This is a genomic window from Pseudomonas frederiksbergensis, assembly GCF_001952935.1.
GTDB lineage: Bacteria > Pseudomonadota > Gammaproteobacteria > Pseudomonadales > Pseudomonadaceae > Aquipseudomonas > Aquipseudomonas frederiksbergensis.
Map to the genome: position 1 here is coordinate 3,989,670 of NZ_CP018319.1, position 25,837 is coordinate 4,015,506.

Consider the following 25,837-nt stretch of genomic DNA (forward strand, 5'->3'; position numbering starts at 1 on the left):
CATTGGATAAGTGGTGTCTGGAGATGATTGTTTAGTCAATCCGCAACCAAAGTTCTTCAAATCCTGATTTAACGACTTAACCTCTCGTGTGACGCTGCGGCTCATCTGTTTCCTGTGGTTCTTTCTATGGACGGTTGTCCCGTCGCACTTCCCTCCGAATTAGCCTTTTGGGCGCTGTGGCACTGCCGCCACGCGCGCCCACCGGATTCCTGCATTTCCCGTTGATTGTTCTGACAGGTCCCGCGCTAAGCGCCGGGATCAAAGCGGCGACGCCTGTGCGTTTGCCTGACGCGGAAATAAGAGAATTCCCATGAGTGTTACCACGACATCTTTCGCCTCCAAGCAAGAAGCCCTGACCTTTCTGGATCAGAACCCGGATATCGAGATGTTCGAGTTGTTCATCCTCGACAACAACGGTGTACCGCGGGGCAAGTTGCTGCACCGTGATGAGTTGCTTGCGGTGTACGAAAGCGGACGGCCATTGCCGAGCACCATTCTTGGCCTGACCATCAATGGCGATGACGTGGAAAACTCCGGCCTGGTCTGGGACGTTGGCGATATCGACTGCCGGGCGTACCCGATCAGCGGCAGTTTGACGCGCATGCCCTGGCGGTTGATTCCTACGGCGGCGGTGCAGGTCAGCATGCACCCGAAGGAGGGCATGCCCGCGACGGTTGCCGATCCACGGCATCTGCTGGCGAAAGTCATCGAAGGCTTGCAGGCCGACGGCTATTACCCGGTGATGGCGGCGGAGCTGGAGTTCTACCTGCTGGATCAGCAGCGCGACAGCAACGGTCGGCCGCAACCGGCGCGGGATGTCGATGGCGGTCGTCCGCGCGGGACGCAAGTCTACGGATTGCGTGAACTGGAGCAGATCGAACCGTTTCTGGCTGATCTCTACAGCGCCTGCAAACTCCAGGGCATTCCGGCGCGCACGGCGATTTCCGAATACGCACCGGGACAAGTGGAAATCACCCTCGAACACCGTACCGACGCCTTGCAGGCGATGGACGAAGCGGTGCGCTACAAACGACTGGTCAAGGGCGTGGCACACAAGCACGGGATGACCGCTTGCTTCATGGCCAAACCGTTCGATGACCTGGCGGGCACTGGCATGCACATGCACGTCAGCCTGGCGGACAAGGAGGGCAACAACCTGTTCGCCAGCGAAGCCCCGGAAGGCACGCCGCTGCTCAAACAGGCGGTTGGCGGGATGCTCAGCACCTTGCTCGATTCGTTGCTGCTGTTCTGTCCGAACGCCAACTCTTACCGTCGCTTCCAGACCAACAGCTATGCGCCGCTGGCACCCACGTGGGGCGTGGACAATCGCACCGTGAGTTTGCGCGTGCCCGGCGGGCCGGCGTTTTCCCGGCATATCGAACACCGCATCTGTGGCGCCGACGCCAACCCGTATCTGGCGGCTGCGGCGATTCTGGCCGGGATCCATCGCGGTATTCGCGAACAACTCGACCCTGGGGCGCCGGTAGAGGGCAATGGCTACGCCCAGGCCACGGAACTGTTGCCGACTGACTGGCTGACCACATTGCGGGCGCTGGAAGGTTCGAACTGGGCACGGGAAGCGTTCGGCGGGGAGTTCCTCGGCGTGTACCTGGCGGTAAAACGTGCCGAGTATCGACAGTTCATGGGCGAAGTCGGCGAGCAGGACTGGCGCTGGTATTTGCATCAAGCCTGAACAGAACCTGAACCATTCTCAAATCAGTCAAGAGTCTTGGTCTAATGCCACGAGCCAACTAATCGTTGGCTTCTTTTTCACAAAAAATTGAGGGTTGGCTACCTAAAATTAGTGCAATCGCGGTAAATGAAGTTTTCACATTTACCGATGGCACTTCTTTTCAGGAACAGCCGATCATCATGTTGAAGATTAAAGCCGTGCGCCCCGAGTGGGTGACACTGATTGCCAGTGCCTTTCTATTAATGGGGTTCAATCTTGTTCTCTGGCAGCATCTGTTTGAGATCACGGCATCTGACGGTCAAGGCATCGTCATGCGCGTGGCGTTCGGCTTGATGATCCTGGCGGCCTTCAACATTGTACTGACCCTGCTGGCGTTCCGGTTTGTGCTCAAGCCGGTGTTGACCCTGCTCTTCATGATCAGCGCCGGAGTGGCGTATTTCACGAGCCAATATGGTGTTTTGATTGACACCGGCATGTTGCGTAACTTTGCGCAAACCAATGCGACAGAAGTGCGGGACTTACTCTCGATCAAGTTACTTGCCTATATAGTTTTGCTCGGGGTTTTGCCGTCCTTTTTATTATGGCGAACGCCGGTTAGTTACCGTCACTGGCACCGTGAGCTACTCAGCAAAGTTCTCGTGAGTGTCGCGTCAGTTGCTGTGATCGGTGGGGTTGCGCTGGTTAACTATCAAGGCTTGTCCTCATTGTTTCGCAATCACCATGAGTTGCGCCTGATGGTGGTGCCGAGCAACTACATTGGCGCCTCGGCCGGCTATCTGCGTGAGCAGGTCGCCTCTGCGCGGCAACCCTTCGTCACGCTGGGCGAAGATGCCCAGCGAAATCCCGCCTGGCAAACCCACGGCCGCAAATCCCTGACCGTGCTGGTGGTGGGCGAAAGTGCCCGGGCCGAGAACTTCGGCATCCTGGGGTATGACCGTGACACCACACCCAAACTGGATAAAGAAGCCGGCCTGATCGCTTTTACCGATGTGCATTCCTGCGGTACGGAAACAGCGGTGTCGGTGCCGTGCATGTTCTCCGACATGGGCCGCAAGAATTACAACGCGAGCAAGGCAAAAAACGAGGAAGGCCTGCTGGACGTACTCAAGCACGCGGGGCTCGACGTGATCTGGCGCGATAACCAATCAGGCTGCAAAGGCACTTGCGATCGAGTCACCCTCGACGACGTCAGTAACCTCAAGGACCCGGTACTGTGCGCCAATAGCGAATGCCGCGATGAAATCCTGCTGCAGGGTTTGCAGCACTTCATCGATACGCTGGATAAAGACACGGTACTGGTGTTGCACCAGATGGGCAGCCACGGTCCGGAGTATTTCAAGCGCTACCCGAAAGAGTACGAACACTTCACCCCGGTTTGTGAAAGTAACGCCCTGAACAATTGCAGTCGCGAAAGTATCGTCAATGGCTACGACAACACCCTGGTGTATACCGACCACGTGCTGTCCACCCTGATCGATTTGTTGCGTAGCAATCAGGACAAAGTCGACACCGCGATGCTCTATCTGTCGGACCACGGCGAATCCCTGGGCGAGTACAACTTGTTCCTGCATGGCACGCCTTACATGCTGGCGCCGGAACAACAAAAACATGTCGCGATGCTGGCCTGGTTTTCCGACAGCTATCAAAAGTCGTTCTCGGTGGACACCCATTGCCTGCAACTGAGTCGCGAAAAGCCCTTGAGCCAGGACAACCTGTTCCATTCGATGCTTGGTTTGCTGGAGGTCAAGAGCAAGGTCTACAACCAGGACCTGGATATGTTTGCCGGATGTCGCGGTGCGGTGATCGACGGCGTTCTGGCCAAAGAGTAAGTGCTTCACCCTTTTTTGCATGCAGCTGTTTCAACACTTCGCCTGTCCCGAGTATCGTTTGGCAATGCTCAAGGAGTTCCATCGGGTCCGTCGCGATACGGTGATTGTGGCGGTACCGGTCGATGCACATTCCAAAGGCTACCGTACGAAGGCCGCTCGACCGTTGGCCAGCAAGGCCGACGTGGAAGCCGAGTTCAATCGCGCAGGTTTGCGCTTGCTCAGTCATCAGGACTTCCTGCCCGGCTGTGCGCGGATGCGTGTCTACGTACTGCGTAAGGCCCGCTAGTCTCCGCTTGTCAGACATTTCTTGCTGTTTGGCAGGCATTTTCGCTAAAGCTCTTGTTCAGTGAATGCGCGGAAATCGCCGGGGGCGATATATACTGCGCGCCATTCTTCAAGGGAGAGCCGTGTGGCCATCGATATTCACTGGATTCGCGACAACGATAGCCTCGGTCAGTTATGTGCCGAGTGGCAGCAGCTGCCATTCGTTGCCCTCGACACCGAATTCATGCGGGTCGACACCTTTTATCCGATTGCAGGCCTGCTGCAGATCGGCGATGGCGTACGCGCTTACCTGATTGACCCGCTGACCATCGACAACTGGCAGCCGCTGGCCGCGTTGCTGGAAAACCCGGCCGTGGTCAAAGTCGTCCATGCGTGCAGCGAAGACCTCGAAGTCCTGCTGCGCCTGACCGGCAGCCTGCCGGCGCCGCTGTTCGACACCCAACTGGCCGCCGCTTACCTGAACCTGGGTTTCTCCATGGGCTATTCGCGGCTGGTGCAGGAAGTGCTCGGCATCGACCTGCCCAAGGGCGAGACCCGTTCCGACTGGCTGCAACGTCCACTTTCCGATACCCAAATCAGCTACGCTGCCGAAGATGCTTTGCATTTGGCGGAAGTTTTCGTACAGCTTCGTCCGAAGCTTTCTGATGACAAGTACGCCTGGGTCCTGGAAGACGGCGCCGAGCTGGTGGCCAACCTGCGCCGCGAAGTTGATCCGTATGAGGTCTATCGCGAAGCCAAGCTGGCCTGGAAGCTTTCTCGCGCCCAGCTCGCCGTGTTGCGTGAACTGTGCGCCTGGCGCGAGCGCGAAGCCCGCGCCCGTGACCTGCCGCGCAACCGCATCGTGCGTGAGCATTCCCTGTGGCCGTTGGCACGGACTCAGCCGGACAACCTCGGCGCGTTGGCAAAAATCGAAGACATGCACCCGCGTACCGTGCGTCAGGACGGCGAGTTTCTGCTTGATCTGATCAAGCGCTCTGGCAGTGTGTCGCCTGATCAATGGCCGCCTGCGGTGCCGGAGCCTTTGCCGATGGACGCCGCCGCACTGGTCAAACAGCTGCGTGCGATCGGCCAGGCCGAAGCAGAACGCTTGAACATTGCGCCGGAACTGATGCTGCGCAAGAAAACCCTGGAAGCGCTGCTCAAGAGCGGCTATCCCAACGGTCCTTACCAATTGCCTGATTCGCTGCGTGGCTGGCGCCGCGAATTGATGGGCCAGGCGCTGCTCGACAGCCTGGCCACCGCCGGAGAACAGCCTTGAAACGTATTTGCTCCATCTATCGAAGCCTGAAGAAAAACGAGATGTACCTCTATGTGCTCAAAAGCGATGCACTGGAGCGCGTTCCGGAAAGTCTGATGGCCGCCTTCGGCAAACCGCATCACGCCTTCGACCTGGTGCTGACCCCCGAGCGCAAACTGTCGCGCGAGGACATCACCGTGGTGCTGGAAAACCTTGAGAAGCAGGGTTATCACTTGCAGATGCCACCGGCCGAAGACGAGTACATCGAACATTTGCCGGAAGAATTGCTGCGCCGCAACGACCCGATGTGACCGGCAGACAGGCTCTGTTCAGAGCCTTTATGAAACACTGGAATGATTTTGGCGATGGCCAGGGCGATGGAGCGTTACTCCGTCGGTGGCCGTCTGCTCTGTTTTTGAAAGGTTTGAACCATGCGCGTGCTGATTGCTGAACACGACCACCCGGTGTACGCCCAGCTGTTGCGTCAAGCAGCGCCCGACCTGGAAGTGCTGACCAGCGGCGACTCCGCCGAACTGGCCAGCCTGGCCGCTGATTGTCCGATCTGGCTCGGTCAGCCGGACCTGCTGGCGACCTTGCTGCGTCAGGGGCACGAGCCACAATGGCTGCAATCGACCTGGGCGGGCATTACGCCGCTGCTGGCCGATGGCTTGCCACGTCACTATCGCCTGACTCGGGCGGTAGGGATTTTTGGTCAAGTCATGGCCGAATACGTGCTGACCTACATGCTCGGCCACGAGCGCGAAGTGCTGCCGCGGCTGGTCAGCCAGGTCGAGCGCAAGTGGGACAGTCGCCAGGGCCAAAGCCTGGCCGGTCGCAAAGTGTTGATCGTTGGCACCGGTGATATCGGTCAGACCGTGGCGCAGTTTCTTCTGCCGTTCGGCGTCGAGTTGTACGGCATCGCCAGCGAAGCCCGCGAGCAGGCGCCGTTTGTCGAAGTCGGGGCACTGGCTGATCTGCCGCGTCTGGTGGGTGAAGTCGATTACGTGATCAATCTGCTGCCGAATACGCCAAACACCCACGACCTTTACGACGCGACGCTGTTCAAGCAGTTCAAGCCGACCGGGTTGTTCATCAACGTCGGGCGTGGCGTGGCGGTGGTCGATGCGGACCTGGTGGAGGCCTTGAAGGAAGGGCATCTGGCGGGTGCAGTGATCGACGTCTGCCGTCAGGAGCCGCTGCCGCAACGTCATCCGTTCTGGACCGCCTGGGGCCTGCTGCTGACCGGCCACAGTTCGGCACCGACCTCGCCATCGATGATGGTGAACCTGTTTGTCGAGAACCTGCGGGCGTATCAGGCGGGTGAGGCATTGCGCGGGGAAGTGGATTTCAATCGCGGGTATTGAATTACACCGACGATCGTTCCCACGCTCTGCGTGGGAATGCATCCCGTGACGCTCTGCGTCACATCTCAAAGCGGAACGCGGGGCGTCCCTGCCGGCATTCCCACGCAGAGCGTGGGAATGATCGGGTTCAGCGCGCTTAGAGGGTGAAGTCGCCTTCAGCCGCCAACTCGCTCAGCGGGCGACGCGGGCTTGGCTCTTCGCGTGCTTGCAGGTACTCCGCCAGCGTCGCTTTGTCGCCCAGTTTGCCCACCGCTACCGCAGCGTGCAGTGCATAACCCTCTGGAATGTTCAGCTCCTTGCGAGTCAGGTCCTGGTCGAAACCGGCCATGCCGTGGGTGTGCCAGCCGCTGATGCTCGCTTGCAACGCCAGGTGGCCCCAAGCGGAACCGGTGTCGAAGGTGTGCCACAAGGCCGGGGTTTCTTCGGTAGCGCCAGGCACCGCGAAGGTGGTTTTCGAGATCACGATCACCAGTGCCGAGGCGTGCTGCGCCCAGCCGCGGTTGAACTCATTCAACAGGCCCAGGAAACGCTCCCAGTTTGGCGTGTCGCGACGCGCGTAGAGAAACCGCCAAGGCTGCGAGTTGTACGCCGATGGCGCCCAGCGCGCGGCTTCGAAGAAGCTCAGCAGGGTTTCTTCCGGGATGCTTTCGCCGGTAAAGGCGCGAGGCGACCAACGGTCGGTGAACTGAGGGTGGATGGCATAGTCGGCAACGCGTGGGTTAGCGCTCATCGAGTGATTCCTTGCTACGTTTGAAAGAGTGGGGCGACGCAAAACCCTACTGGGCGGCGCAATAACTGACAAGCTCGTTCTTACCGGCAGTCGCCAACGCTTGGCCCACAAGGGCCTTGGCACTAGACTGGCGGCCTTTTCACCACCTGATGTTGATGCTTGAGCCATGGCCGCCAAAGTCGAACCGTTCTGGATACGCAAAACCCTCGATCAACTCGATAAAGAAGAGTGGGAATCGCTGTGCGACGGCTGTGGCCTGTGCTGCCTGCAAAAGCTCGAAGATGAAGACGACAACAGCGTCTATTACACGCGTATCGCCTGCAAACTGCTGGACCTGAAAACCTGTCAGTGCACCGATTACCCGAACCGCCGCGATTTCGTCCCCGACTGCATCCAGCTCACACCGGGCAAGGCCGATGAGTTCAAATGGCTGCCGCCGTCCTGCGGCTATCGACTGGTCAGCGAAGGCAAGGACCTGCCACTTTGGCATCATCTGGTGTGCGGTGATCGCGATGCTGTGCACCACGCGCAAATTTCCCAGTCCGGGCGCATGCTCGCCGAAGGCAGCGTGGCTGATGACGATTGGGAAGACCATCTGATTTTTCGGGCGGGTTGATTCCTCCACAAAATTTGTAGTGTTTGCTGGTATTCAGGGCTGCTACGCAGCCCAGCGCGAGCAAGCTCGCTCGCCACAAGGAGTGGGTATGGCTGTGGGATTTCGGCTGGCGTTGGCCTTTGGGCTTTTGGCCCTGGGTTCGCCCGCGTGGGCAGCGAAGAAGGTTGATCTGGATTACCACGTACGCCTGTTGCCGCAAAGCGATCAGGCCGAAGTGCGGCTGACCCTGGCTCAGGGCGCGGCGGTGCGCAGTCTGGATTTCGACCTGGGCGATGGCAGTCACTACAGCGATTTCAAGGCCGACGGCCAATGGCAGCTCACGCCGGGCAAGCAGGCCCGTGGTGTCTGGCGTCCGGCCGCCGACAAGGCCAGCCTGACCTACCGCGTACGCATCAGCCACGGGCGCAAGAGCGGCAGCTTCGATACGCGCATGACGCCAACCTGGGCATTGATGCGCGGCGACGATCTGGTGCCGGCGGCCAAACTCGATCAGCAGGACGGCATCGAGTTGGTTTCACGCCTTGAGTTCGAATTGCCCGCAGGCTGGAAAAGCGTTGAAACCGCCTGGCCGCGAATCGGCAAGAACAAATTCCGGGTCGATAACGTATCTCGCTTGTTCGACCGGCCCACGGGCTGGATGCTCGCCGGCCACCTCGGCAGCCGTCGCACGCGGCTTGGGGAAACCGAGGTCACCGTTGCCTCGCCTCAGGGCCAGGGCATGCGCCGCATGGATGTGCTGACGCTGCTGACCTTTGTCTGGCCGCAAGTGCAGGCGGTGTATCCCCGTCATCCCGCCAAATTGTTGATCGTCGGTGCCAATGACCCGATGTGGCGCGGCAGCCTGGGCGCGCGTGAATCGATCTACCTGAACACGCGTCTGCCGCTGGTCAGCGAAAGCGGCAGCAGTGCGCTGGTGCGGGAATTGGCGCAGGTGTTCGGACGGATCAACGATCAGCAGCGCAGTGACTGGATCAGCGAAGGATTGGCCGAGTATTACGCCATTGAACTGGTGCGCCGCGCCGGCGGCATGAGCGATGAGCGGTATGAGGGTCTGCAGAAGAAGTTGGCCAAGGATAGCCAGAAGGTCACGACCTTGCGTGCTGAGCAGGTCAGCCCGGCGCAGGTGTCGAAAGCGGTCGTGTTATTGCAGGAGCTGGATCGCGAGATTCGCCTGAAGACCCGCAACAAGCGTTCGCTGGATGATGTGTTACGCGGGGCGATTCGTTTGCAGAGCGTGGATACCAAGGAGTTTGTTCAGCTGGCCGAAAGCATCATTGGTGAATCTTCCCAAGTACTCGATAGCTCGCTCCTGAACTGATCGTTCCCACGCTCTGCGTGGGAATGCATCCCGTGACGCTCTGCGTCACCTCCAGAAGCGGAACGCGGAGCGTCCCTGGCGGCATTCCCACGCAGAGCGTGGGAACGATCAGTTCTAGGTCAAGCCCCGGGTTTAGGCGACTTCAACGAATCATCGCCGGTCACTGTGGCGGTATTGGTCGCCGCTTCGGCATTCGCCTTCAACCGGTTCAACTCTTCACCCGCCCGCTGAATCTTCGCCCGCACGTTGTTCATGTCCTGACGGCTTTTCTCCAGCAGGCTTTTCGCCGAACTGTGCCCGGTAATGCCCCGCGCCAGGGCCACGCCGCCGATCGCCACTTGAATCAAGCCGAATACACCGCCGCGACGCAGGCCCTTGCCGACCATGATCACACCGCCGGCCAGGGAACCGATGCGTTCCCAACCCTGCACGTTCTGCTCAGTGTGAGTCTGGAACGGGGTGGATTCGATGCGTTCTACGCGTTTGAGCTCGCTCATGATCTGTCTCCTGGCTGGAATGCTGCTTCAAGAATAGATATTTAAGCTGACTGCCAAGGCGGGCGGCTTGTTCCATCGAATGTGCGGTGAATCAGCGGAATTTTGCCCCGGAGCGGGTGTTGAGTCCCTTGGACATGCGGTCATAGAGCACGACGTTGACGGTGGCCGCCAGGTTCATGCAGCCAGTGGTCGGGATGTAGACCACGTCTTCGCACCAGTCGCGAATCTCTTTATCCAGCGAGCCGTCTTCCGGGCCGAAGATGTACAGCGCGCGGTCCGGATGGGTGTATTCCGGCAGCGAACGGGCACCGTCCACCAGTTCCACGGCGACCGGCACGCAGCCCAGCGGCAGGATTTTCTTCAGATCGTCGATGCCGATCAGCGGAATGTCGTAGTGGACGCGCTTGGTGTCGGTGACGAAATCGGCGGCGCGTTCATAACGCTTGCCGGTGTAAAACACGGACGCCACGCCATAACAGCCAGCGGCGCGCATCACCGAACCGACGTTCTCCGGTGATTTGGGGTTATACAAACCAATGCAGCTGTACCGTTTGTCTGCCACGAGCGGGGTGCCTTCGGGGAAAAAACGGCGATTATACGGGGATATTGGGGGAGGGGTGGTCAGTGATCGTTCCCACGCTCTGCGTGGGAACGCCTCAACGGACGCTCCGCGTTCGGCTGTGAAAGGGACGCGGAGCGTCCCGGGCTGCATTCCCACGCAGAGCGTGGGAACGATCAGTTAGCGGGTTACTCGTCTTTCTTCATCAGGCCGGCCAACGCGGCAAACGGGTTATGCGTTGCCTTGGCGATTGTCGGCGAGCTCAGCGAGCCTTCACCGAAATACTGTTGATCGGTGTACCGCGAGTGTTCGTTGTCGTGGCAATACAGGCACAGCAATTCCCAGTTCGAGCCGTCCTGAGGGTTGTTGTCGTGGTTATGGTCGCGGTGGTGCACGGTCAGTTCGCTCAGGCGCTTGCCGGAAAACTCACGGGCGCAGCGACCGCACACGTGCGGGTACATTTTCAGGGCCTTGTCGCGGTAACCCATTTCCTTGTCGCGCTGGTTGTCGGCAAGGATGCGGTCCAGTTTCGACGTGTTGGTCGGTGTTGACGAACTCATGGGTTCACCTTTGTAAAAGACTAATGACGGTATTAAACGCAGTTTAGCTCAGCCCTTGAGCTTCTCGGCAATCCAGATGGTGTGACGGGTGCCTTTGTTGCCGTGGGCGAAGACCTGGACTTCCTCGGCCTTGAAGCCGGCCTTCTTCAGTTTGTCGGAAAACTGTCGGTCAGCGCTCGCGGACCAGACGGCCAGCACGCCTTTGGGCCGCAGGGCCTTGGCGCAGGCGCTCAGGCCGCCAGCGGAGTAGAGCCAGCTGTTGGCCTTCTGGGTCAGGCCTTCGGGGCCGTTGTCGACGTCGAGCATGATTGCGTCGAAACCTTGCGGCTCGGCTTGCAGGACGTTGGCCACGTCTTCCATGCGAATGACCGTGCGCGGGTCCAGCAGCGGGTTCCCGGCTTTCTCACCGAGCGGTCCACGATTCCACTCCACCACGCCCGGGACCAGTTCGGCGACCACCACTTCAGCGGTCTTTCCCAGGTGCTTGAGGGCCGAGGCGAGGGTGAAACCCATGCCCAGGCCGCCGATCAGCACGCGCGAATTCGGCCGGCCGGCCACTTTACGGCACGGGATCTCCGCCAGAGCGTCTTCCGAGCCGTGCATGCGGGTGTTCATCAGTTGCCCGCCGTCGCCGCCCTGAATCTTGATGACGAAATCCTCACCGTATTCGAACAGGCACAAGGCACCGCCATTTTCAGGAATTGGAGTGGTGTCGAGCAGAACGAAACGTTTCATGGGACTCACTTGAGGAGAAATTGGCATAAGAGGGAGAAGGCAAACACGCGCAGTTGGGAGTAGCCTGCAAAAAGACAACAAGGCCAACGGAGCCATTGATGAAGCGCACCATTCTAACGGTCATTGCCTTGGCCGCGCTCTCGATAACTGCAGTGCAGGCCCAGCAGCTGCAAACCATTCCGACCAGCCCTGCGCCGCTGCCCGGTTCGCCCGGCACCGCGACCCCGACACCGTACCCGCAAATCACCCCGACCAGCGCACCCAAGGTCGGGCCCGGCAGTGGCGGTCCGCCGTTGGTGCCGATTGAAATGCCTGGCCCGCCCGCCAAGGACCAGCCACTGCCGGTGCCGGAGCAAAACCCGTCGAAAGCCAAACCGCCCGGCGGTTAAACCTGCTGCGAGAGCAGTTGCCCATCGGCCATGCGCAAGCGTTTGGAGAGGGAAACGGCAAGGGCGCGGATGATTTTGGCGGCGATTTTCGGCGCATCGTTGAGCATCTTTTCCAGCGAGTCCTTGCCCAGGTTGAGCAACTGGCAATTGCTGGCGGCCACGCAGCTGGCCGAGCGGCGTTCGCCGTCGAGTACGGCCATTTCGCCGAACGCCCGACCGCTGCGCAACGTTGCCATGGTCACCAGGTGCCCGTCGCTGTTGGTTTTCTGCACCGCCACCTGGCCGGTGTGGATGATGCACATGAAGCTGCCGGCATCGCCCTCATGGAAAATCTCTTCGCCCTGAGCAATGGTGCTGATGCTGAAATAGCCCGAAGCCGTGGCGAAGTCCGCCGGCAGCAGTTGATCGAACAGGCCACAGTCCATCAGCCAGTCGCGAATTTCGTTGTTCAGTAAGGTCGGTTCTGACATGTCGTCACGGTCTTTTTCTTGTGTCTGTTGCAGGCTCGAATTCGAAATCACCGCAATTCCCTTGTGGGAGCGGGCTTGCTCGCGAAGGCGGTGTGCCGGACAACATTAATGTTGAATGTGATGGCCTCTTCGCGAGCAAGCCCGCTCCCACAGGGGGATGTATGGTGTATCGGTGTTCGGTGTTAAGACCGACACGCCGGGCCAAGTTCCTCAGGCGATGCCCAAAACCTTGAAAACAAATGCGTATTCGAGTGCTACGTCACGTAATCCCTGATACCGACCGCTCATCCCGCCGTGCCCGGCACCCAATTCGGTCTTGAGCAGCAGGGGATTTGTGTCGGTTTTGGTCGCGCGTAATTTCGCCACCCACTTGGCCGCCTCCCAGTACTGCACGCGACTGTCGTTGTAGCCGGCGATCACCAGCATCGCCGGATAAGCTTGTGCGGTGACGTTTTCGTACGGCGCGTAGGCCTTGATCCGATCATAGACGTCCGGTTCTTCAGGATTGCCCCACTCGTCATATTCGGTAACGGTCAACGGCAGGTCCGGGTCGAGCATGGTGTTCAGCACGTCGACGAACGGCACTTCGGCAATCGCAGCAGCAAACAACTCCGGCCGCTGATTGAGCACCGCGCCGATCAGCAGGCCACCGGCGCTGCCGCCGCTGATCGCCAGTTGCTGTGAAGTCGTGAAGCTATTGGCGATCAGGTGTTCGGCGCAGGCGATGAAGTCGCTGAACGTGTTGTGTTTGTGTTCCTGCTTGCCGGCGCGATACCAGGCTTCGCCCAGTTCACCGCCGCCACGCACGTGAGCGATGGCGAACGCTACGCCACGGTCCAGCAGACTCAAGCGGGCGTGGGAGAACCACGGGTCGAGGCTTTCGCCATAAGCGCCATAGCCGTACAGATAAAGCGGCGTCGGCTTGCCGAGTGCTTCGCGTTTGACGACGAGGCTGATCGGCACTTTCGTACCGTCAGGTGCGGTCGCCCACAGGCGCTGACTGACGTAGGCATCGGCGTCGAACGGGCCAAGTACCGGGGTTTGCTTGAGGACTTTCTGCTCGCCGTTGCCCAATACCAACTGGCGGATTTGCGCCGGGCGGTTCAGCGCTTCATAGCGCAGGCGGATCCTGTCGCTGACGAACTCCAGACTGTTCTGTACATGAAGGCTGTAGGCCGCGTCCGGTAATTGCACGCGGTAGCTCGGCAGGTCTTGCGGATGAACTTCGATGATCGGCAAGCCACCCTCACGCAAGCTCAGGGTCATGGCACCGGCATTCAGGCTCATGCCTTCGATCATCACCGTGTCGCTGTGCGGGATCAGGTTTTGCCAGTCGGCCTCGGTCGGTGCCACGCCGGTGTCGGCGGCGTGGTACAGGGCAAAGTTGATGCCGTCGCGATTGGTGCGAATGAACCAGGTCCATTGACCGTCGAGCGCGCCGTGGTCGACGTCGTACTCATGGTCTTCAACCCTCGGAGCGATGCAGGTAAAGGCTTGCTGCGGCTGGAACGCGTCGAGCACCCAGACTTCGTTGGTGGTTTTGCTGCCCAGCGACAGCAGCAATTGCTGCTCGGAACTGGAGCGGTAGCAATGCATGAAGAATCGACCGTCCGGCTCATGGAACACTTCTTCGGCCGCCGTACCGTCCAGCCGATAGCGGAACAGTTTGTGCGGGCGATGGGTGTCGTCCAGCTCGCCGAAGAACAGCGTCAGGCTGTCATTGGCCCAGGTCATGCTGCCGTCGCAATCCTGGAATTCCAGTTCACTGACACGGCCGTTGGACAATTCCTTCACGAACAGCGTGTAAATCTCATCGCCGGTGGCGTCGATGCTGTAGGCCAGACGCTGGTGGTCCGGGCTGATGCTGAAGGCGCCGAGGGAAAAGAAGCCGCCGTTGGCCAGTTCATTCGGGTCCAGCAGCAGCTGTTCCTGGCTTTCGTCGAGCTGCAGGCTGTTATCGGCCGGGCGCGGGCAGCGGTAGTGACGGGCATATTCATCACCGGCCGTGGTGCGCGTGTAATACAGGTATGGGCCCCAAGGGGAGGGGAGGGACAGGTCGGTTTCGAGAATCCGGGCCTTGATCTCTTCGAACAGAGTTTCACGTAGCCCGGCCTGATCGGCGGTTTGCGCCTCTTGGTAGCGGTTTTCCGCTTTCAGGTAGTCGAGCACCGCGGGGGTGTCGCGCTCCTGCAGCCAGGCATACGGGTCGTCGCCTTCGGCCTTGTGGGCGATGGGAGCGTCGGAAACGTTGACGGATAGGGGCATGAAGGGCTCTCGAACAATGTACGGAATAAGGGCTTCGCAACGTGTGGGAGCGGGCTTGCTCGCGAAGGGGCCAGCACGTTCAACATCTCTGTTGACTGACACACCGCTTTCGCGAGCAAGCCCGCTCCCACAGGGGATGCGTTTTACAGACTGGTATTGGGGCAGCCTGACGTGCGAAAAGTCGTTACTATAAGCGCCTCTTTGCCTGCCTTGCCATGGACACCATGACCGAGAACGACTATCTGATCGCTTGGGGCCTCTACGCCTTCGCCGCTTTGGGCTGCCTGTTGGTGTGGATGCGCATTACCCGCTGGATGTGGCGCTGGCTGCGTGAGCCGCTACGGCTATTGGTTGCCGTGTTGCTGTTCTGCCCGACCATCATTGATCCGGTGAAGGAAAAAGTTGCCCCGGCCATCGCCATTACGGCCCTTGACCTGATGTTCAAGGTCGGCAACAACGCCTGGCGCGCGGTTTCCGACCTGTTCATGTACGGCATGATCGCCTTCGGCATTTACCTGGTATTCGTGGCGATCCGTTTCCCTATCGAACGTGCGGCCAACGCTCGCAAGGAACAGGCCGCCGCTGCCAAGGCTGCGGCCCGGGCCGATGAACCTGAAGAGGATCATCCATTCGGCGGTGCGGGCGACGATCGTTACGGTCGTCCACCGGTGCCGAGCAACCCTCAGCGAATGCGGGTCGAACCGCGACTGTAACCTGCCCCTGCCTTTCAGCGAGAATCCGAGCATGTGTGAGTTATTGGGCATGAGCGCCAATGTCCCGACCGATATCGTGTTCAGCTTCACCGGGCTGATGCAGCGCGGCGGCCGCACCGGTCCGCACCGTGACGGCTGGGGCATCGCTTTTTACGAGGGCCGTGGCCTGCGCCTGTTTCAGGACCCGGCGGCGAGCTGTGAGTCCGAAGTCGCGAACCTGGTGCAGCGCTATCCGATCAAGAGCGAAGTGGTGATCGGGCACATCCGCCAGGCCAATGTCGGCAAGGTCTGCCTGTCCAATACCCATCCGTTTGTACGTGAGTTGTGGGGCCGTAACTGGTGTTTTGCCCATAACGGCCAACTGGCGGACTTTCAACCGATCAAGAGTTTTTACCGCCCGGTCGGCGATACCGACAGCGAAGCGGCGTTCTGCGATTTGCTCAACCGCGTGCGCGCCGCGTTCCCGGAACCGGTAGAGGTCGAAGAACTGCTGCCAGACCTGGTAGCCGCCTGTGCCGAATACCGCAGCAAAGGCGTGTTTAACTGCCTGCTCAGCGATGGCGACTGGTTGTTCTGCTATTGCTCGACCAAACTGGCGCAAATCACCCGTCGCGCGCCCTTCGGCCCGGCGCGCTTGAAGGACGTCGATGTGATCGTCGATTTCCAGGCCGAAACCACGCCCAACGACGTGGTCACGGTGATCGCCACCGAACCCTTGACCGAAAACGAAACCTGGACCCGCTACGAACCGGGCCAATGGAGCCTTTGGCGACGCGGTGAATGCGTCAGCCAGGGCAAGACCGAATAAGGATTTCCCTTCATGTTGCTCAGTTATCTACGGCTGGTGTTGTTCGCGGCGGGCCTGTTGATCGGTGTCCAGGTGCCGGGGTTTATCAGCGACTATGCCAAGCGCGTCGAAGCGCATCTGATTGAGGCGCAAACTGGTCTGAGCGGTTTTCAGGGCACGGCGAATCAGTTCTTCAAGGGGGACATGCAGGCATTGGTGGCTCATTACCGCGCCAGTGAAGACCCGATCTTTCGCAGCGATGCCGACAGCCTGAGCACCTTGCTCACCCGTCAACTGGCCCTCGATAAACAGTTCCAGGCCATGCAAGGCCCGTGGTACATCCGCTTGCTGCAGGTCGCACTGGCGGCCGATCCGGATATTCGCAAGGAAACCTGGAACGGCTACAGCTATCAGATCCTGCTGACGCCGGAAGCGATGATCTGGGGCATGAGCGGGGCGTTGCTGTTGTCGTTCGGCATTGAATGCCTGTTCCGTCTGATCGACTGGGTGGTGCTGGGTGGCAAACGCCTGCGCCAGAGCCGGCCGATCGAAGACCGGGATGTGCGCGGGTTGTAATGAGCGCCACCGACCTGTCGAGTGATCGTTCCCACGCTCTGCGTGGGAATGCCTCAACGGACGCTCTGCGTTCGGCTCTGAATGGGACGCGGAGCGTCCCGGCTGCATTCCCACGCGGAGCGTGGGAGCGATCAATTTCAGCTCACCGAAGGTTTGCTGAGGACGATGTAGTTTTCACCCACCTTCTTCGCATACCCGTCCAGCACTTGCTGACATAACGAAACAATCTCCTCGACCCACTCCACGCCCACCCGCCACGACACCACCACCTGCAAATTCGGTGGCCGTTGGTAGATGGCCAGCAAGGTCAATTCCCCCGCGCCAGTTCCTCGGCGACCAGCACCGGTGGCAGCGCACCAATACCGAAACCGTCCCGCAGCAACCGGGTGATCGCCGATACCGAGTTCACGCAGTTCAATCGTGGCGTCAGGATGCCGTTGGCCTGCATCAGGGCGAGAATTTCCTGATGCGGATGGGAGTTTTTCGAATAGGTAATGATCCGTTCCCGCGCCAGGTCGGCAATGCCGGAATACTCGCGGTTGTAGATCGAGTTCGTAGCCACAATCCAGCCCATCGGGTGACTGGCCAGTTCAAGGCTGCGCACACTTTCCTGACGCAACAGGTCGGTTTGCAGGATCAGATCGAGAAAGCCTTTTTGCAGCTGATCGCAGAGGTTGAGCGCGGTATCGGCCACCAGCTCGATTTCCACCAGTGGATAGTGATCCATCATTTGCGCCACCAACGGGCTCAACCAGGTGTGGATGACGGTGTCCATGACACCGATCCGGACCCGTCCGACCTTGCTTGAGCGCGTTTCGATCGAGTGCTTGAGCGCCTGCATCGTATCCATCATCTGCTCGGCATATTCGAGCACTTTCAGGCCTTCGGGCGTCAGGCTCACGCCGCGAGAATCGCGCAGGAACAGCTTCACCCCGAGCTCGCCTTCGAGCACGGCAATGCGGCTGGAAATCGACGCCTGGGTAGTGAAGAGCTTGTCTGCCGTCAGGCGAAAACTCTTGAGTCGGGCGACCCAGACAAAGGTCTCGAGAAACTTCAGGTTCATGGGGGTCAGCTCTTGCGACCCGCCTGAGGGATAAGGTTTTCTTATGTCTAGGGCGGGGTTTTATTAGTTGGACGTAACAGGGCAAGGAGCCCAAAAATCAGGCCATCCGGTCCCCACGATAGGCGTCGTCGGGGTTCAGAACAATACCAATAAAAATTAGCGCGGAGATTTGCCATGAGTGCGCCCGACACGCTCGACATCCCCAAAGCCACGGTTCACCCGGGACCTTTCGACTGGTACCGCAACATCAATCAGCAGGAACGTCGCACGTTCTGGAGCTGCAAGATCGGCTATGGCCTGGACGGCATGGACACCCAGATGCTCAGCTTTGTGGTGCCGACCCTGATTGCGATGTGGGGCATCACCACCGGCGAGGCCGGGCTGATTCACACCAGCACCTTGATCGCCTCGGCCATCGGCGGTTGGGTGGCGGGGATTCTCTCCGACCGCATCGGTCGCGTCCGCACTTTGCAACTCACCGTACTGTGGTTCGCCTTCTTCACCTTCCTCTGCGGTTTCGCCCAGAACTACGAGCAACTGCTGATCAGCCGCACGCTGATGGGCTTCGGTTTCGGCGGCGAATGGACCGCCGGCGCGGTGCTGATGGGTGAAGTGATTCGTGCCAAGGACCGCGGCAAAGCGGTGGGCATGGTGCAATCCGGCTGGGCATTGGGTTGGGGACTGACGGCGATCCTGTATGCGCTGCTGTTCTCGGTACTGCCGCCGGAGGACGCCTGGCGCGCTCTGTTCCTGCTTGGCATCGTGCCGGCGATCTTCGTGATCTTCGTCCGCCGACTGGTCAAGGACCCGGAAATCTATCGCGAAGCCAAGGCCAAGCAAGAACCCAGCAACCCGGCAAAGTTCTACGAGATCTTCGCTCCCGGCATCCTGTTCACCACGATTCGCGCGTCGGTACTGACCACTGGTGCCCTCGGCGGTTACTACGCGATCACCTCCTGGTTGCCGACCTTTCTGAAGAACGAACGCGGTTTGAGCGTACTCGGTACGGGCGGTTATCTGGCGATGGTGATCGTCGGTTCCTACGTCGGTTACGTCATCAGTGCGTATTTGACTGACATCCTCGGGCGTAAGAAGAACTTCATTCTGTTCGCGGTCGGCTCGTTCACCATTGTTCTGCTCTACACCCAATTGCCGGTCAGCAATGGCGTGATGCTCTGGCTGGGCTTTCCTCTGGGCTTCTTCGCTTCGGGGATTTTCAGTGGCATGGGCGCGTTCTTGACCGAGCTGTTTCCAACGCGGATTCGCGGTTCCGGCCAGGGCTTTTGCTACAACATCGGCCGGGCGCTGGCGGCATTGTTCCCGCTGTTGATCGGTTTGATGAGCCAGAAGGTGCCATTGAGCGTGGGAATCGGTGCTTTTGCGGCGGTGTCCTACGGGGTGGTGATCCTTGCGGCGCTGAGCCTGCCGGAAACCCGTGGCAAGCAACTCGAAGCCGAGTAACTGATAATCTGCGGGCAAATGCCTACAGCTAAAAGAATAAAACCTACAGGAGTGTTCACCGTGAACCGCCTGCTATTGAACTGCGACATCGGCGAGAGTTTCGGCAACTGGACCATGGGTCTGGACGCCGAGGTCATGCCCTTCATCGATTGCGCCAACATCGCCTGCGGCTTCCATGCCGGCGACCCGAGCATCATGCGCAAGACGGTCAGCCTGGCCTTGAGCAACGGCGTGCAGATCGGCGCACATCCGGCGTATCAGGATCTGGTCGGCTTCGGCCGTCGTTCCATGGCCTACACCGCCCAGGAACTTCAGGACATTGTGCATTACCAGATCGGCGCTCTCGACGGCATTTGCCGGGCCCAGGGCGGGCGGGTGAGTTACGTCAAACCGCACGGCGCGATGTACAACGACATGATGGCCAACCCGGCGCAGTTGCGCGCAGTGCTTCAGGCTGTGGCGGCCTATGATCGCCAGTTGCCGCTGATGTTGATGGCCACTCGCGACAACAGCGCAGCCCAGCAATTGGGCGATGAATACGGCGTGACCCTGTGGTTCGAAGCTTTCGCCGATCGTGCTTACGACAGCGCTGGAATGCTGGTTTCGCGACAACTGCCAGGCGCAGTGCATCACGATCCCGAGACAATCATCGAACAGGCGCTGACCATTGCTCGCGGCGGCAACCTTACGGCCAGCGATGGCAGTGCCTTGCGCTTGCAAGCCAACACCCTTTGCGTACACGGCGACAATGCCAGTTCGGTAGCCGCCGTGCGGCGTATCCGCGAAGCACTTGATCAGCAGAGCGCGCCATGAACCTGCGGGTAGAAGTGGTGGCGCTGGATTGCTTGATGGTCCGTCTGTTCGATGAAATCAGCGAGGCCAACATGCCGTGGATGCTCGCCGCCAGCGAAAGTCTGCGTGCTGCGTTCGCCGGGCATCTGATCGATTTGGTGCCGTCCTATACGACGTTGATGGTGCATTACGACCTGACCGCGTTGAGTCCGGCCCAGGCTCGGGAGCTGATCGCCGAGGCCTTGATCGATTTGTCGCCCAACGCCTGCACCCCCGGCAAATGCCATGTGTTGCCGGTCTGGTATGACTTGAGCGTTGGCCCGGAGTTGAGCCTGTTGTCCCAGCGCAGCGGATTGGCCGTGGATGAAGTGATCCGCCGCCACAGCGAGCGCGAATATCAGGTGTTCGCCCTGGGTTTCGCGCCGGGTTTCGCCTTCATGGGGCTGGTGGAAGAAGCGCTGGCGGCGCCGCGTTTAAACACTCCGCGTAAAAAGGTGGCCGCGGGAAGCGTCGGCATCGCCGAACGGCAAACCGCCGCTTACCCGGTGGTGTCTCCCGGTGGCTGGAATCTGATCGGCCGCACCCCGGCCAAATTGTTCGACCGCGAACGCGACGGCTACAGCCTGATGCAACCGGGCGATACGGTGCGCTTCGAAGCCATCAGTCATGCCGAATTCATCAATCTGGGCGGTGATGACACGCCGTTGGAGGCGCAGGCATGAGCCGTCTATCAATAGAAGCGAGTACACCGCTGTGCCTGTTGCAGGACGCTGGCCGTTTTGGCGTGCGGCATCTGGGCGTGACCCAGGGCGGGGCGGCGGATTGGCGATCGATGTCTTGGGCCAATTGGTTGCTGGGCAATGCCCTGGATGCACCGGTGATTGAAATCACCCTCGGCGGGTTCACCGTCGTTGCCGAAGAAGATTGTGTGCTGGCGTTGGCCGGCGCGGATCTGGGGGCGCAGGTGGATGGCGAGGCGTTGGCGCCGTGGCGCAGTTTCAGGCTGAACAAAGGTCAGCAGTTGCAATTCATCCAGCCACTGCTTGGCGCCCGGGCTTATTTGGCGGCCCCGGGCGGATTTGATGCGCCAAAGGTGTTGGGCAGTAGCGCAACGGTGGTCCGTGAGGAACTCGGTGGGCTTGACGGTATGGGCCGGGCGTTGGCCAAAGATGCGCAGTTGAGCTACTCGGGCAGCTCGCTGCTTTTGCTGCGGGAATTGGCGCCGGAACAGGTGCCGGATTTCAAACTCAACGCGCCGCTGGACCTGGTCCTTGGTGCGCAGATCGGCGAGTTCAGTGGCCAGAGTTCGTTTGACGCGTTCAACAGTGTCTGGACCCTCGACAGCCGTGCCGACCGGATGGGCATCCGCTTGCTGGGAACGGCATTGCAGTATCAGGGTAAGCCGATGATTTCCGAAGCCATCCCGCTGGGGGCGGTTCAGGTGCCGCCGGACGGGCAGCCGATTGTGCTGCTCAATGATCGGCAGACCATTGGCGGCTATCCGCGATTGGGGGCGTTGACGCCGTTGGCATTGGCGCGGCTGGCGCAGTGTTTGCCGGGGGCGAAGGTGCGGTTGAAGCCGGTGGTGCAGGATGTCGCGCATCGCGAACACGTCGAATACCTGCGTCGGTTTGCCTCGCACTGATCGTTCCCACGCTCCGCGTGGGAATGCCGCCCGGGACGCTCCGCGTCCCTGTGACGCGGAGCGTCACTTGATGCATTCCCACACAGAGCGTGGGAACGATCAACGATCAGCAGTGTGGGAACGATCAGCGCTCTATTTGGAAAGAAACCGCATCCCTTCCTCCAACCCCCGCAACGTCAGCGGGTACATCTGGTCGTTAATCAAGTCCCGCACGATGTTGGTCGACGACGTATAGCCCCACGTATCTTTCGGATACGGGTTGATCCAGATGACCTTCTTGTACTTCTCCATGAACCGTTGCATCCACACATAACCCGCCTCTTCGTTCCAGTGCTCGACGCTGCCGCCGGCCTGGGTGATTTCGTACGGGGCCATGGCGGCGTCACCGATGAAGATCACTTTGTAGTCGGCGCCGTATTTGTGCAGCAGGTCCTGGGTCGAGGTGCGCTCGGAGGTGCGGCGCATGTTGTTCTTCCACACCGATTCATAAACGAAGTTGTGGAAGTAGAAGTACTCCAGGTGCTTGAACTCGGTCTTGCAGGCCGAGAACAGCTCTTCGCAGATCTTCACGTGGGCGTCCATCGAGCCGCCGATGTCGAACAGCAGCAACAGCTTGACGGTGTTGCGTCGCTCCGGACGCATCTGGATGTTCAGCAGCCCGGCATCGCGCGCGGTGTGGTCGATGGTGCCATCGATGTCCAGCTCTTCCGCCGCACCCTGACGGGCGAATTTGCGCAGCCGTCGCAGGGCGACCTTGATGTTGCGCGTGCCCAGTTCCACCGAGTCATCGAGGTTCTTGTACTCGCGCTGATCCCAGACCTTGACCGCTTTGCCCTGGCGTTTGCCGGCATCGCCGACCCGAATGCCTTCCGGGTTGAAGCCCCCGGAGCCAAACGGACTGGTGCCGCCCGTGCCGATCCACTTGTTACCGCCGGCATGGCGTTCTTTCTGTTCTTCGAGGCGTTTCTTGAACTCTTCGATCAGCTTGTCCAGGCCGCCGAGGGACTGGATCGCCGCCCGCTCTTCGTCGCTCAGCGAACGCTCGAATTCCTTGCGCAACCAGTCTTCCGGGATCAATGCCTGAAGATGATCGTCAAGTTTTTCCAGGCCGTTGAAATAGGCACCGAACGCCCGGTCGAACTTGTCGAAATGCTTTTCGTCCTTCACCAGAATGGCCCGGGACAGGTAATAAAACTCGTCCATGTCGGCGAAGGTCACGCGCTGCTTCAGCGCGTTGATCAGGTCCAGCAGCTCCCGTACCGAGACCGGCACCTTGGCTGCGCGCATTTCATTGAACAGGTTAAGCAGCATGGCTATCGCCCTCTATCTTGTTAAACAGAGGGATCAGCGAGTGCCGCGACGGCTCATGAACGCCAGACGTTCAAGCAACTGCACGTCCTGTTCGTTCTTCACCAAAGCGCCGGCCAGCGGTGGAATGGCCTTGGTCGGATCGCGCTCGCGCAGTACCGCTTCGCCGATGTTGTCGGCCATCAGCAGCTTCAGCCAGTCAACCAGTTCGGAGGTCGATGGCTTTTTCTTCAGACCCGGCACCTTGCGTACGTCGAAGAACACGTCCAGCGCTTCGCTGACCAGGTCTTTCTTGATGTTCGGGTAATGCACGTCGACGATCCGCTGCATCGTGACGCGGTCCGGGAAGGCGATGTAGTGGAAGAAGCAGCGGCGCAGGAAGGCGTCCGGCAGTTCTTTTTCATTGTTGGAGGTAATGATGATGATCGGGCGTTTCTTGGCCTTGATGGTTTCGTCGATCTCGTAGACGTAGAACTCCATCTTGTCGAGTTCTTGCAGCAGGTCGTTGGGGAATTCGATGTCGGCCTTGTCGATTTCGTCGATCAGCAAAATCACCCGCTCTTCGGATTCGAAGGCTTCCCAGAGCTTGCCCTTTTTCAGGTAATTGCGAACGTCGTGGACCTTTTCCGTGCCCAGTTGCGAGTCGCGCAGACGGCTGACCGCGTCGTACTCGTACAGGCCCTGATGCGCCTTGGTGGTGGATTTGATGTGCCAGGTGATCAGTCTGGCGCCGAAGGACTCGGCCAGTTGCTCGGCGAGCATGGTCTTGCCGGTGCCCGGTTCGCCCTTGACCAGCAGCGGACGCTCCAGCGTGATGGCGGCGTTGATCGCCAGCTTCAGGTCATCGGTGGCGACGTAGGCCGGGGTGCCTTCGAACTTCATCTGCTAATCCTCGAACGGTAAACGCCGACCTGAGCGAAGCAGGGCGGGGCGCAATAGTGGGTCAGGTCCGACTATAACGCGCAGCCCGGTCGACTGTGAACGCAGACGGCTTATTCAGTCTCTGAATGGGGCGTCACATCTTGACTCAGTCTCGGCCCCTAGCCAGTATTGAGCTATCGCCATTTTGGCGATAGCTTGCGGGGCATGTCTACTAAATACCGATTTCGCGATACGTACCGCATTCAGTTGCGCGAGAAGGACCACCCGCCGCCCCATGTTCACCTGACCGGCGGCGGGCTCGACGTGATGCTTAGCCTTGAAACCGTCGAAGTGATGGTAGGCAAGGCGCCGCCGCTGATTATCAAGGAAGCGCTGGCGTGGGTCAGGGCCCATCAGGTGCAATTGCTGGAGGATTGGAAACGATGTTACCCATGAAACGGCCACGGCTGTCGTCCGTGCAGGTGTTGCCGGATTACCGCCTTATGCTGACCTTTATCGATGGTCAGCAACTGAACCTCGATTTGAGTCGGGACCTGCGCGCCTATCCAGGGTTGCAACCCTTGTTGGAGATGAGCGCTTTCAATGGGGCAACCCTGGGCGACGATGGCTGGAGTGTCGATTGGCCTGAACTGGACATCCAGATCGGCGCAGACACCCTGTATCTGGATGCTCTCGCACAAAATGCAGTGGACGAAAACACCCGGATCTTCATCGACTGGCGTGCGCGCACCGGGTTGCCGCTCAATCAGGCGGCCGAAGCGCTGGGGGTCAGTGCCCGCAGCATCACGCGCTACAGCAGTGGTCGAGAAGCCGTCCCGCGATCGTTGGCGCTGGCCTGCCTGGGTTGGGACTTCTTGCAGCAGCAATCGAACCCGGCGCGGGCGGCTGAAGAAACCGGTCGTTACACCGTTATACGTAAGCCTTAACCGGCGTCCGGCTTGGGCCGTTCGTATTGGGCGTTGAACGCCTGGACGAAGCCGTTGCGCAAAATCTGCAAAAAAGCCTCGAATGCGCTGATATCCCGCTGATGCACGCTGCCCCTGAGTTGGACACGAGTGGCGAACTGGTTTTTCGGCTGGTTCTTCAGCACATTCTCGGTGCCCCCACGAGTGCTTCCCAGATGGAGCGAAAAATCCCTTTGTCTTTGTTTTCCACGTCCTGTTGCCAATTGAATACATCGACGTCCTTCAGCAGCGGTTTGATGTAACCCGTCAATTGAGCTTTTTTAGCCTCGGCTTCAATGACCACATCTCCGTGACCGGCATTGAAGTCGAACTTGCCATATGCCGAAGCGAAGTCGTTCATGCGTTTGAGTTCGATGTTTTTGACCCGCAGGCGAAACTCGAAATCTTCAAAGTTGCTTAAAGGGTCGAAGGTCGCGGTGGTTTCCAGCGGTGCGTGTCCCAGCAACAGGGCTTTGCCTTCGAAACGGGCGTCACGTTTGCCTTTGGTGTCGACCACGTTGGTCAGGTTGTAAATGCTGGCGTTGACCTGGGTGGCATTCATGTTCACGGGCGGTTTTGAATTGAAGTTTCGAAAGGTCACCCGCCCGTCGTTGATCCGCACTTCGTTCAGGGTTATCGGCAGCAGTTTTTCCAGTTGTGCCCGCCAATCGGTGCCTTGACCGGTCTGGGAGTTTTTCTTGTTGGCACCGCCGTCGACGAAGTTCACCTCGGGTTTGTCAAACTGCGCCTCGGCCACCACGGCGTGGTCATACCAGAGCGAGTGCCAGCTGACGGAGAGGTCAATCAATGGCGCGTTGACGAAAGGCACGGGGACCTTGCCATTGACCTTGACGATTTTCAGTCCGTTGATTTTGTAGGCGCCACGCCACAAAGCCAGGTCTACGTCGGTAATCTGGCCGCGATAGTCACCCATGTTCGCCAATCTCTCGTTGAGGTAATCGCGCACCAGATAGGGCAGGGCGACATGCAGGGCAATCAGCAGCACAACGAGGCCGGCGAGGGTCCATAGGGGCCAACTGTATCTGCGTTTCATGATGGCAAATCTCTGGCGTTGTAAAGCCATTGACTGCGGCGGTTACAGGACGTTCGACTGACTGG

General features: G+C 59.6%; 26 protein-coding genes and 3 pseudogenes. 18 read left to right on the plus strand and 11 right to left on the minus strand.

Going from position 1 to position 25,837, the window contains the following annotated elements:
* Window positions 1-310 precede the first annotated feature (310 nt).
* From PFAS1_RS18625 to PFAS1_RS18650, 6 genes and pseudogenes are all read left to right on the plus strand, one after another.
* A complete protein-coding gene (locus tag PFAS1_RS18625) occupies window positions 311-1,693 on the plus strand; it encodes a glutamine synthetase family protein (protein ID WP_076030077.1) in 1,383 nt (460 codons plus the stop codon).
* Between the two features lie 179 nt (window positions 1,694-1,872).
* Window positions 1,873-3,522 carry a phosphoethanolamine transferase gene (locus PFAS1_RS18630; protein ID WP_076030078.1) on the plus strand — a complete coding sequence of 550 codons (1,650 nt, stop codon included), beginning with the start codon at window positions 1,873-1,875 and terminating at the stop codon, window positions 3,520-3,522.
* A 10-nt stretch (window positions 3,523-3,532) separates the two neighbouring features.
* A pseudogene (locus tag PFAS1_RS18635) lies at window positions 3,533-3,808 on the plus strand (class I SAM-dependent methyltransferase); the annotation flags it as partial.
* Window positions 3,809-3,931: 123 nt separating this feature from the next.
* Complete coding sequence (gene rnd / locus PFAS1_RS18640; RefSeq protein ID WP_076030079.1) at window positions 3,932-5,065, plus strand: ribonuclease D; 1,134 nt, start codon at window positions 3,932-3,934, stop codon at window positions 5,063-5,065.
* Window positions 5,062-5,355 carry a YcgL domain-containing protein gene (locus tag PFAS1_RS18645; protein ID WP_007898694.1) on the plus strand — a complete coding sequence of 98 codons (294 nt, stop codon included), beginning with the start codon at window positions 5,062-5,064 and terminating at the stop codon, window positions 5,353-5,355. Before rnd ends, PFAS1_RS18645 begins: the two co-directional genes overlap by 4 nt.
* A 120-nt stretch (window positions 5,356-5,475) precedes the next feature.
* Window positions 5,476-6,408, plus strand: a complete 933-nt coding sequence (locus tag PFAS1_RS18650; protein ID WP_076030080.1) for a D-2-hydroxyacid dehydrogenase — start codon at window positions 5,476-5,478, stop codon at window positions 6,406-6,408.
* 136 nt (window positions 6,409-6,544) lie between these two features.
* Here PFAS1_RS18650 and PFAS1_RS18655 read toward each other — a convergent pair whose 3' ends face one another.
* A complete protein-coding gene (locus tag PFAS1_RS18655; RefSeq protein WP_008153118.1) occupies window positions 6,545-7,138 on the minus strand; it encodes a nitroreductase family protein in 594 nt (197 codons plus the stop codon).
* Window positions 7,139-7,304: 166 nt separating this feature from the next.
* Here PFAS1_RS18655 and PFAS1_RS18660 point away from each other — a divergent pair, with 166 nt between their 5' ends.
* Complete coding sequence (locus tag PFAS1_RS18660) at window positions 7,305-7,754, plus strand: YcgN family cysteine cluster protein (RefSeq protein WP_076030081.1); 450 nt, start codon at window positions 7,305-7,307, stop codon at window positions 7,752-7,754.
* An 88-nt stretch (window positions 7,755-7,842) separates the two neighbouring features.
* Complete coding sequence (locus PFAS1_RS18665; protein WP_076030082.1) at window positions 7,843-9,072, plus strand: hypothetical protein; 1,230 nt, start codon at window positions 7,843-7,845, stop codon at window positions 9,070-9,072.
* Window positions 9,073-9,191: 119 nt separating this feature from the next.
* Here the strand turns inward: PFAS1_RS18665 and PFAS1_RS18670 are convergent, their stop codons facing one another.
* The 4 genes from PFAS1_RS18670 to PFAS1_RS18685 form a co-directional block, all read right to left on the minus strand.
* Window positions 9,192-9,569, minus strand: coding sequence for a YgaP family membrane protein (locus PFAS1_RS18670; RefSeq protein ID WP_074874306.1), 378 nt, complete (start codon window positions 9,567-9,569; stop codon window positions 9,192-9,194).
* Window positions 9,570-9,660: 91 nt separating this feature from the next.
* Window positions 9,661-10,131 (minus strand): RNA methyltransferase, encoded by a 471-nt coding sequence (locus PFAS1_RS18675; protein ID WP_007944014.1) that lies wholly within the window; start codon window positions 10,129-10,131, stop codon window positions 9,661-9,663.
* A 185-nt stretch (window positions 10,132-10,316) separates the two neighbouring features.
* Window positions 10,317-10,688: a YajD family HNH nuclease gene (locus PFAS1_RS18680; RefSeq protein ID WP_076030083.1), complete on the minus strand. Its 372-nt coding sequence runs from the start codon at window positions 10,686-10,688 to the stop codon at window positions 10,317-10,319.
* Between the two features lie 48 nt (window positions 10,689-10,736).
* On the minus strand, window positions 10,737-11,423 hold the full coding sequence (locus tag PFAS1_RS18685; protein WP_076030084.1) for a spermidine synthase: 687 nt from the start codon (window positions 11,421-11,423) through the stop codon (window positions 10,737-10,739).
* A gap of 98 nt (window positions 11,424-11,521) precedes the next feature.
* Here PFAS1_RS18685 and PFAS1_RS18690 point away from each other — a divergent pair, with 98 nt between their 5' ends.
* Complete coding sequence (locus tag PFAS1_RS18690; protein WP_076030085.1) at window positions 11,522-11,812, plus strand: hypothetical protein; 291 nt, start codon at window positions 11,522-11,524, stop codon at window positions 11,810-11,812.
* Here PFAS1_RS18690 and PFAS1_RS18695 read toward each other — a convergent pair.
* Together PFAS1_RS18695 and PFAS1_RS18700 are read right to left on the minus strand one after the other, a co-directional pair.
* Window positions 11,809-12,282, minus strand: a complete 474-nt coding sequence (locus PFAS1_RS18695) for a cyclic nucleotide-binding domain-containing protein (protein WP_076031549.1) — start codon at window positions 12,280-12,282, stop codon at window positions 11,809-11,811. The two genes, PFAS1_RS18690 and PFAS1_RS18695, sit on opposite strands and share 4 nt — an antisense overlap.
* A 210-nt stretch (window positions 12,283-12,492) precedes the next feature.
* A complete protein-coding gene (locus PFAS1_RS18700; protein ID WP_076030086.1) occupies window positions 12,493-14,547 on the minus strand; it encodes a S9 family peptidase in 2,055 nt (684 codons plus the stop codon).
* 215 nt (window positions 14,548-14,762) lie between these two features.
* Between PFAS1_RS18700 and PFAS1_RS18710 the strand changes: the two genes are divergently transcribed.
* From PFAS1_RS18710 to PFAS1_RS18720, 3 genes are read left to right on the plus strand one after another with little or no spacing between them, the layout of a single operon-like run.
* The gene (locus tag PFAS1_RS18710; RefSeq protein WP_074874310.1) at window positions 14,763-15,260 is read left to right on the plus strand and encodes an MFS transporter; all 498 of its coding nucleotides are present in this window, start codon (window positions 14,763-14,765) and stop codon (window positions 15,258-15,260) included.
* 31 nt (window positions 15,261-15,291) lie between these two features.
* Window positions 15,292-16,068, plus strand: coding sequence for a class II glutamine amidotransferase (locus tag PFAS1_RS18715; RefSeq protein WP_074874311.1), 777 nt, complete (start codon window positions 15,292-15,294; stop codon window positions 16,066-16,068).
* Between the two features lie 12 nt (window positions 16,069-16,080).
* Window positions 16,081-16,623 carry a DUF2937 family protein gene (locus PFAS1_RS18720; RefSeq protein WP_074874312.1) on the plus strand — a complete coding sequence of 181 codons (543 nt, stop codon included), beginning with the start codon at window positions 16,081-16,083 and terminating at the stop codon, window positions 16,621-16,623.
* A gap of 137 nt (window positions 16,624-16,760) precedes the next feature.
* On the opposite strand, the pseudogene PFAS1_RS18730 reads toward PFAS1_RS18720, so the two are convergent.
* Window positions 16,761-17,686, minus strand: a pseudogene (locus PFAS1_RS18730) (LysR family transcriptional regulator).
* A 174-nt stretch (window positions 17,687-17,860) separates the two neighbouring features.
* Here PFAS1_RS18730 and PFAS1_RS18735 point away from each other — a divergent pair.
* Genes PFAS1_RS18735 through PFAS1_RS18750 form a run of 4 tightly spaced genes read left to right on the plus strand, consistent with a single transcriptional unit; the run spans window position 17,861 to window position 21,584 of the window.
* On the plus strand, window positions 17,861-19,147 hold the full coding sequence (locus PFAS1_RS18735) for an MFS transporter (protein WP_076030088.1): 1,287 nt from the start codon (window positions 17,861-17,863) through the stop codon (window positions 19,145-19,147).
* Between the two features lie 60 nt (window positions 19,148-19,207).
* A complete protein-coding gene (locus PFAS1_RS18740; protein WP_076030089.1) occupies window positions 19,208-19,960 on the plus strand; it encodes a 5-oxoprolinase subunit PxpA in 753 nt (250 codons plus the stop codon).
* The gene (locus tag PFAS1_RS18745) at window positions 19,957-20,661 is read left to right on the plus strand and encodes a 5-oxoprolinase subunit B family protein (RefSeq protein ID WP_076030090.1); all 705 of its coding nucleotides are present in this window, start codon (window positions 19,957-19,959) and stop codon (window positions 20,659-20,661) included. The genes PFAS1_RS18740 and PFAS1_RS18745 overlap by 4 nt, the downstream gene beginning before the upstream one ends.
* Entirely contained in the window at window positions 20,658-21,584 is a 927-nt protein-coding gene (locus PFAS1_RS18750) for a 5-oxoprolinase subunit C family protein (protein ID WP_076030091.1), read from the plus strand. Before PFAS1_RS18745 ends, PFAS1_RS18750 begins: the two co-directional genes overlap by 4 nt.
* Before the next feature lie 132 nt (window positions 21,585-21,716).
* Here the strand turns inward: PFAS1_RS18750 and PFAS1_RS18755 are convergent, their stop codons facing one another.
* Both PFAS1_RS18755 and PFAS1_RS18760 read right to left on the minus strand, forming a co-directional pair.
* A complete protein-coding gene (locus PFAS1_RS18755) occupies window positions 21,717-22,895 on the minus strand; it encodes a vWA domain-containing protein (RefSeq protein ID WP_074874318.1) in 1,179 nt (392 codons plus the stop codon).
* Between the two features lie 33 nt (window positions 22,896-22,928).
* On the minus strand, window positions 22,929-23,774 hold the full coding sequence (locus tag PFAS1_RS18760; RefSeq protein ID WP_076030092.1) for an AAA family ATPase: 846 nt from the start codon (window positions 23,772-23,774) through the stop codon (window positions 22,929-22,931).
* A 204-nt stretch (window positions 23,775-23,978) separates the two neighbouring features.
* Here PFAS1_RS18760 and PFAS1_RS18765 point away from each other — a divergent pair, with 204 nt between their 5' ends.
* Together PFAS1_RS18765 and PFAS1_RS18770 are read left to right on the plus strand one after the other, a co-directional pair.
* Window positions 23,979-24,209: a DUF4160 domain-containing protein gene (locus PFAS1_RS18765; protein ID WP_076030093.1), complete on the plus strand. Its 231-nt coding sequence runs from the start codon at window positions 23,979-23,981 to the stop codon at window positions 24,207-24,209.
* Window positions 24,197-24,700: a DUF2442 domain-containing protein gene (locus tag PFAS1_RS18770; protein ID WP_076030094.1), complete on the plus strand. Its 504-nt coding sequence runs from the start codon at window positions 24,197-24,199 to the stop codon at window positions 24,698-24,700. Before PFAS1_RS18765 ends, PFAS1_RS18770 begins: the two co-directional genes overlap by 13 nt.
* On the opposite strand, the pseudogene PFAS1_RS18775 reads toward PFAS1_RS18770, so the two are convergent.
* A pseudogene (locus tag PFAS1_RS18775) lies at window positions 24,697-25,772 on the minus strand (DUF748 domain-containing protein). The gene PFAS1_RS18770 and the pseudogene PFAS1_RS18775 sit on opposite strands and share 4 nt — an antisense overlap.
* Between the last annotated feature and the right edge of the window lie 65 nt (window positions 25,773-25,837).

What these genes read in the sequence shown, in the direction of transcription:
- PFAS1_RS18625 (WP_076030077.1), top strand. Translation starts at nt 311, where the DNA reads ATGAGTGTTACCACGACATCTTTCGCCTCCAAGCAAGAAGCCCTGACC.
- PFAS1_RS18630 (WP_076030078.1), top strand. Translation starts at nt 1,873, where the DNA reads ATGTTGAAGATTAAAGCCGTGCGCCCCGAGTGGGTGACACTGATTGCC.
- PFAS1_RS18650 (WP_076030080.1), top strand. Translation starts at nt 5,476, where the DNA reads ATGCGCGTGCTGATTGCTGAACACGACCACCCGGTGTACGCCCAGCTG.
- PFAS1_RS18655 (WP_008153118.1), bottom strand. Translation starts at nt 7,138, where the DNA reads ATGAGCGCTAACCCACGCGTTGCCGACTATGCCATCCACCCTCAGTTC.
- PFAS1_RS18660 (WP_076030081.1), top strand. Translation starts at nt 7,305, where the DNA reads ATGGCCGCCAAAGTCGAACCGTTCTGGATACGCAAAACCCTCGATCAA.
- PFAS1_RS18665 (WP_076030082.1), top strand. Translation starts at nt 7,843, where the DNA reads ATGGCTGTGGGATTTCGGCTGGCGTTGGCCTTTGGGCTTTTGGCCCTG.
- PFAS1_RS18670 (WP_074874306.1), bottom strand. Translation starts at nt 9,569, where the DNA reads ATGAGCGAGCTCAAACGCGTAGAACGCATCGAATCCACCCCGTTCCAG.
- PFAS1_RS18680 (WP_076030083.1), bottom strand. Translation starts at nt 10,688, where the DNA reads ATGAGTTCGTCAACACCGACCAACACGTCGAAACTGGACCGCATCCTT.
- PFAS1_RS18685 (WP_076030084.1), bottom strand. Translation starts at nt 11,423, where the DNA reads ATGAAACGTTTCGTTCTGCTCGACACCACTCCAATTCCTGAAAATGGC.
- PFAS1_RS18690 (WP_076030085.1), top strand. Translation starts at nt 11,522, where the DNA reads ATGAAGCGCACCATTCTAACGGTCATTGCCTTGGCCGCGCTCTCGATA.
- PFAS1_RS18695 (WP_076031549.1), bottom strand. Translation starts at nt 12,282, where the DNA reads ATGTCAGAACCGACCTTACTGAACAACGAAATTCGCGACTGGCTGATG.
- PFAS1_RS18700 (WP_076030086.1), bottom strand. Translation starts at nt 14,547, where the DNA reads ATGCCCCTATCCGTCAACGTTTCCGACGCTCCCATCGCCCACAAGGCC.
- PFAS1_RS18710 (WP_074874310.1), top strand. Translation starts at nt 14,763, where the DNA reads ATGGACACCATGACCGAGAACGACTATCTGATCGCTTGGGGCCTCTAC.
- PFAS1_RS18715 (WP_074874311.1), top strand. Translation starts at nt 15,292, where the DNA reads ATGTGTGAGTTATTGGGCATGAGCGCCAATGTCCCGACCGATATCGTG.
- PFAS1_RS18720 (WP_074874312.1), top strand. Translation starts at nt 16,081, where the DNA reads ATGTTGCTCAGTTATCTACGGCTGGTGTTGTTCGCGGCGGGCCTGTTG.
- PFAS1_RS18735 (WP_076030088.1), top strand. Translation starts at nt 17,861, where the DNA reads ATGAGTGCGCCCGACACGCTCGACATCCCCAAAGCCACGGTTCACCCG.
- PFAS1_RS18745 (WP_076030090.1), top strand. Translation starts at nt 19,957, where the DNA reads ATGAACCTGCGGGTAGAAGTGGTGGCGCTGGATTGCTTGATGGTCCGT.
- PFAS1_RS18750 (WP_076030091.1), top strand. Translation starts at nt 20,658, where the DNA reads ATGAGCCGTCTATCAATAGAAGCGAGTACACCGCTGTGCCTGTTGCAG.
- PFAS1_RS18755 (WP_074874318.1), bottom strand. Translation starts at nt 22,895, where the DNA reads ATGCTGCTTAACCTGTTCAATGAAATGCGCGCAGCCAAGGTGCCGGTC.
- PFAS1_RS18760 (WP_076030092.1), bottom strand. Translation starts at nt 23,774, where the DNA reads ATGAAGTTCGAAGGCACCCCGGCCTACGTCGCCACCGATGACCTGAAG.
- PFAS1_RS18765 (WP_076030093.1), top strand. Translation starts at nt 23,979, where the DNA reads ATGTCTACTAAATACCGATTTCGCGATACGTACCGCATTCAGTTGCGC.
- PFAS1_RS18770 (WP_076030094.1), top strand. Translation starts at nt 24,197, where the DNA reads ATGTTACCCATGAAACGGCCACGGCTGTCGTCCGTGCAGGTGTTGCCG.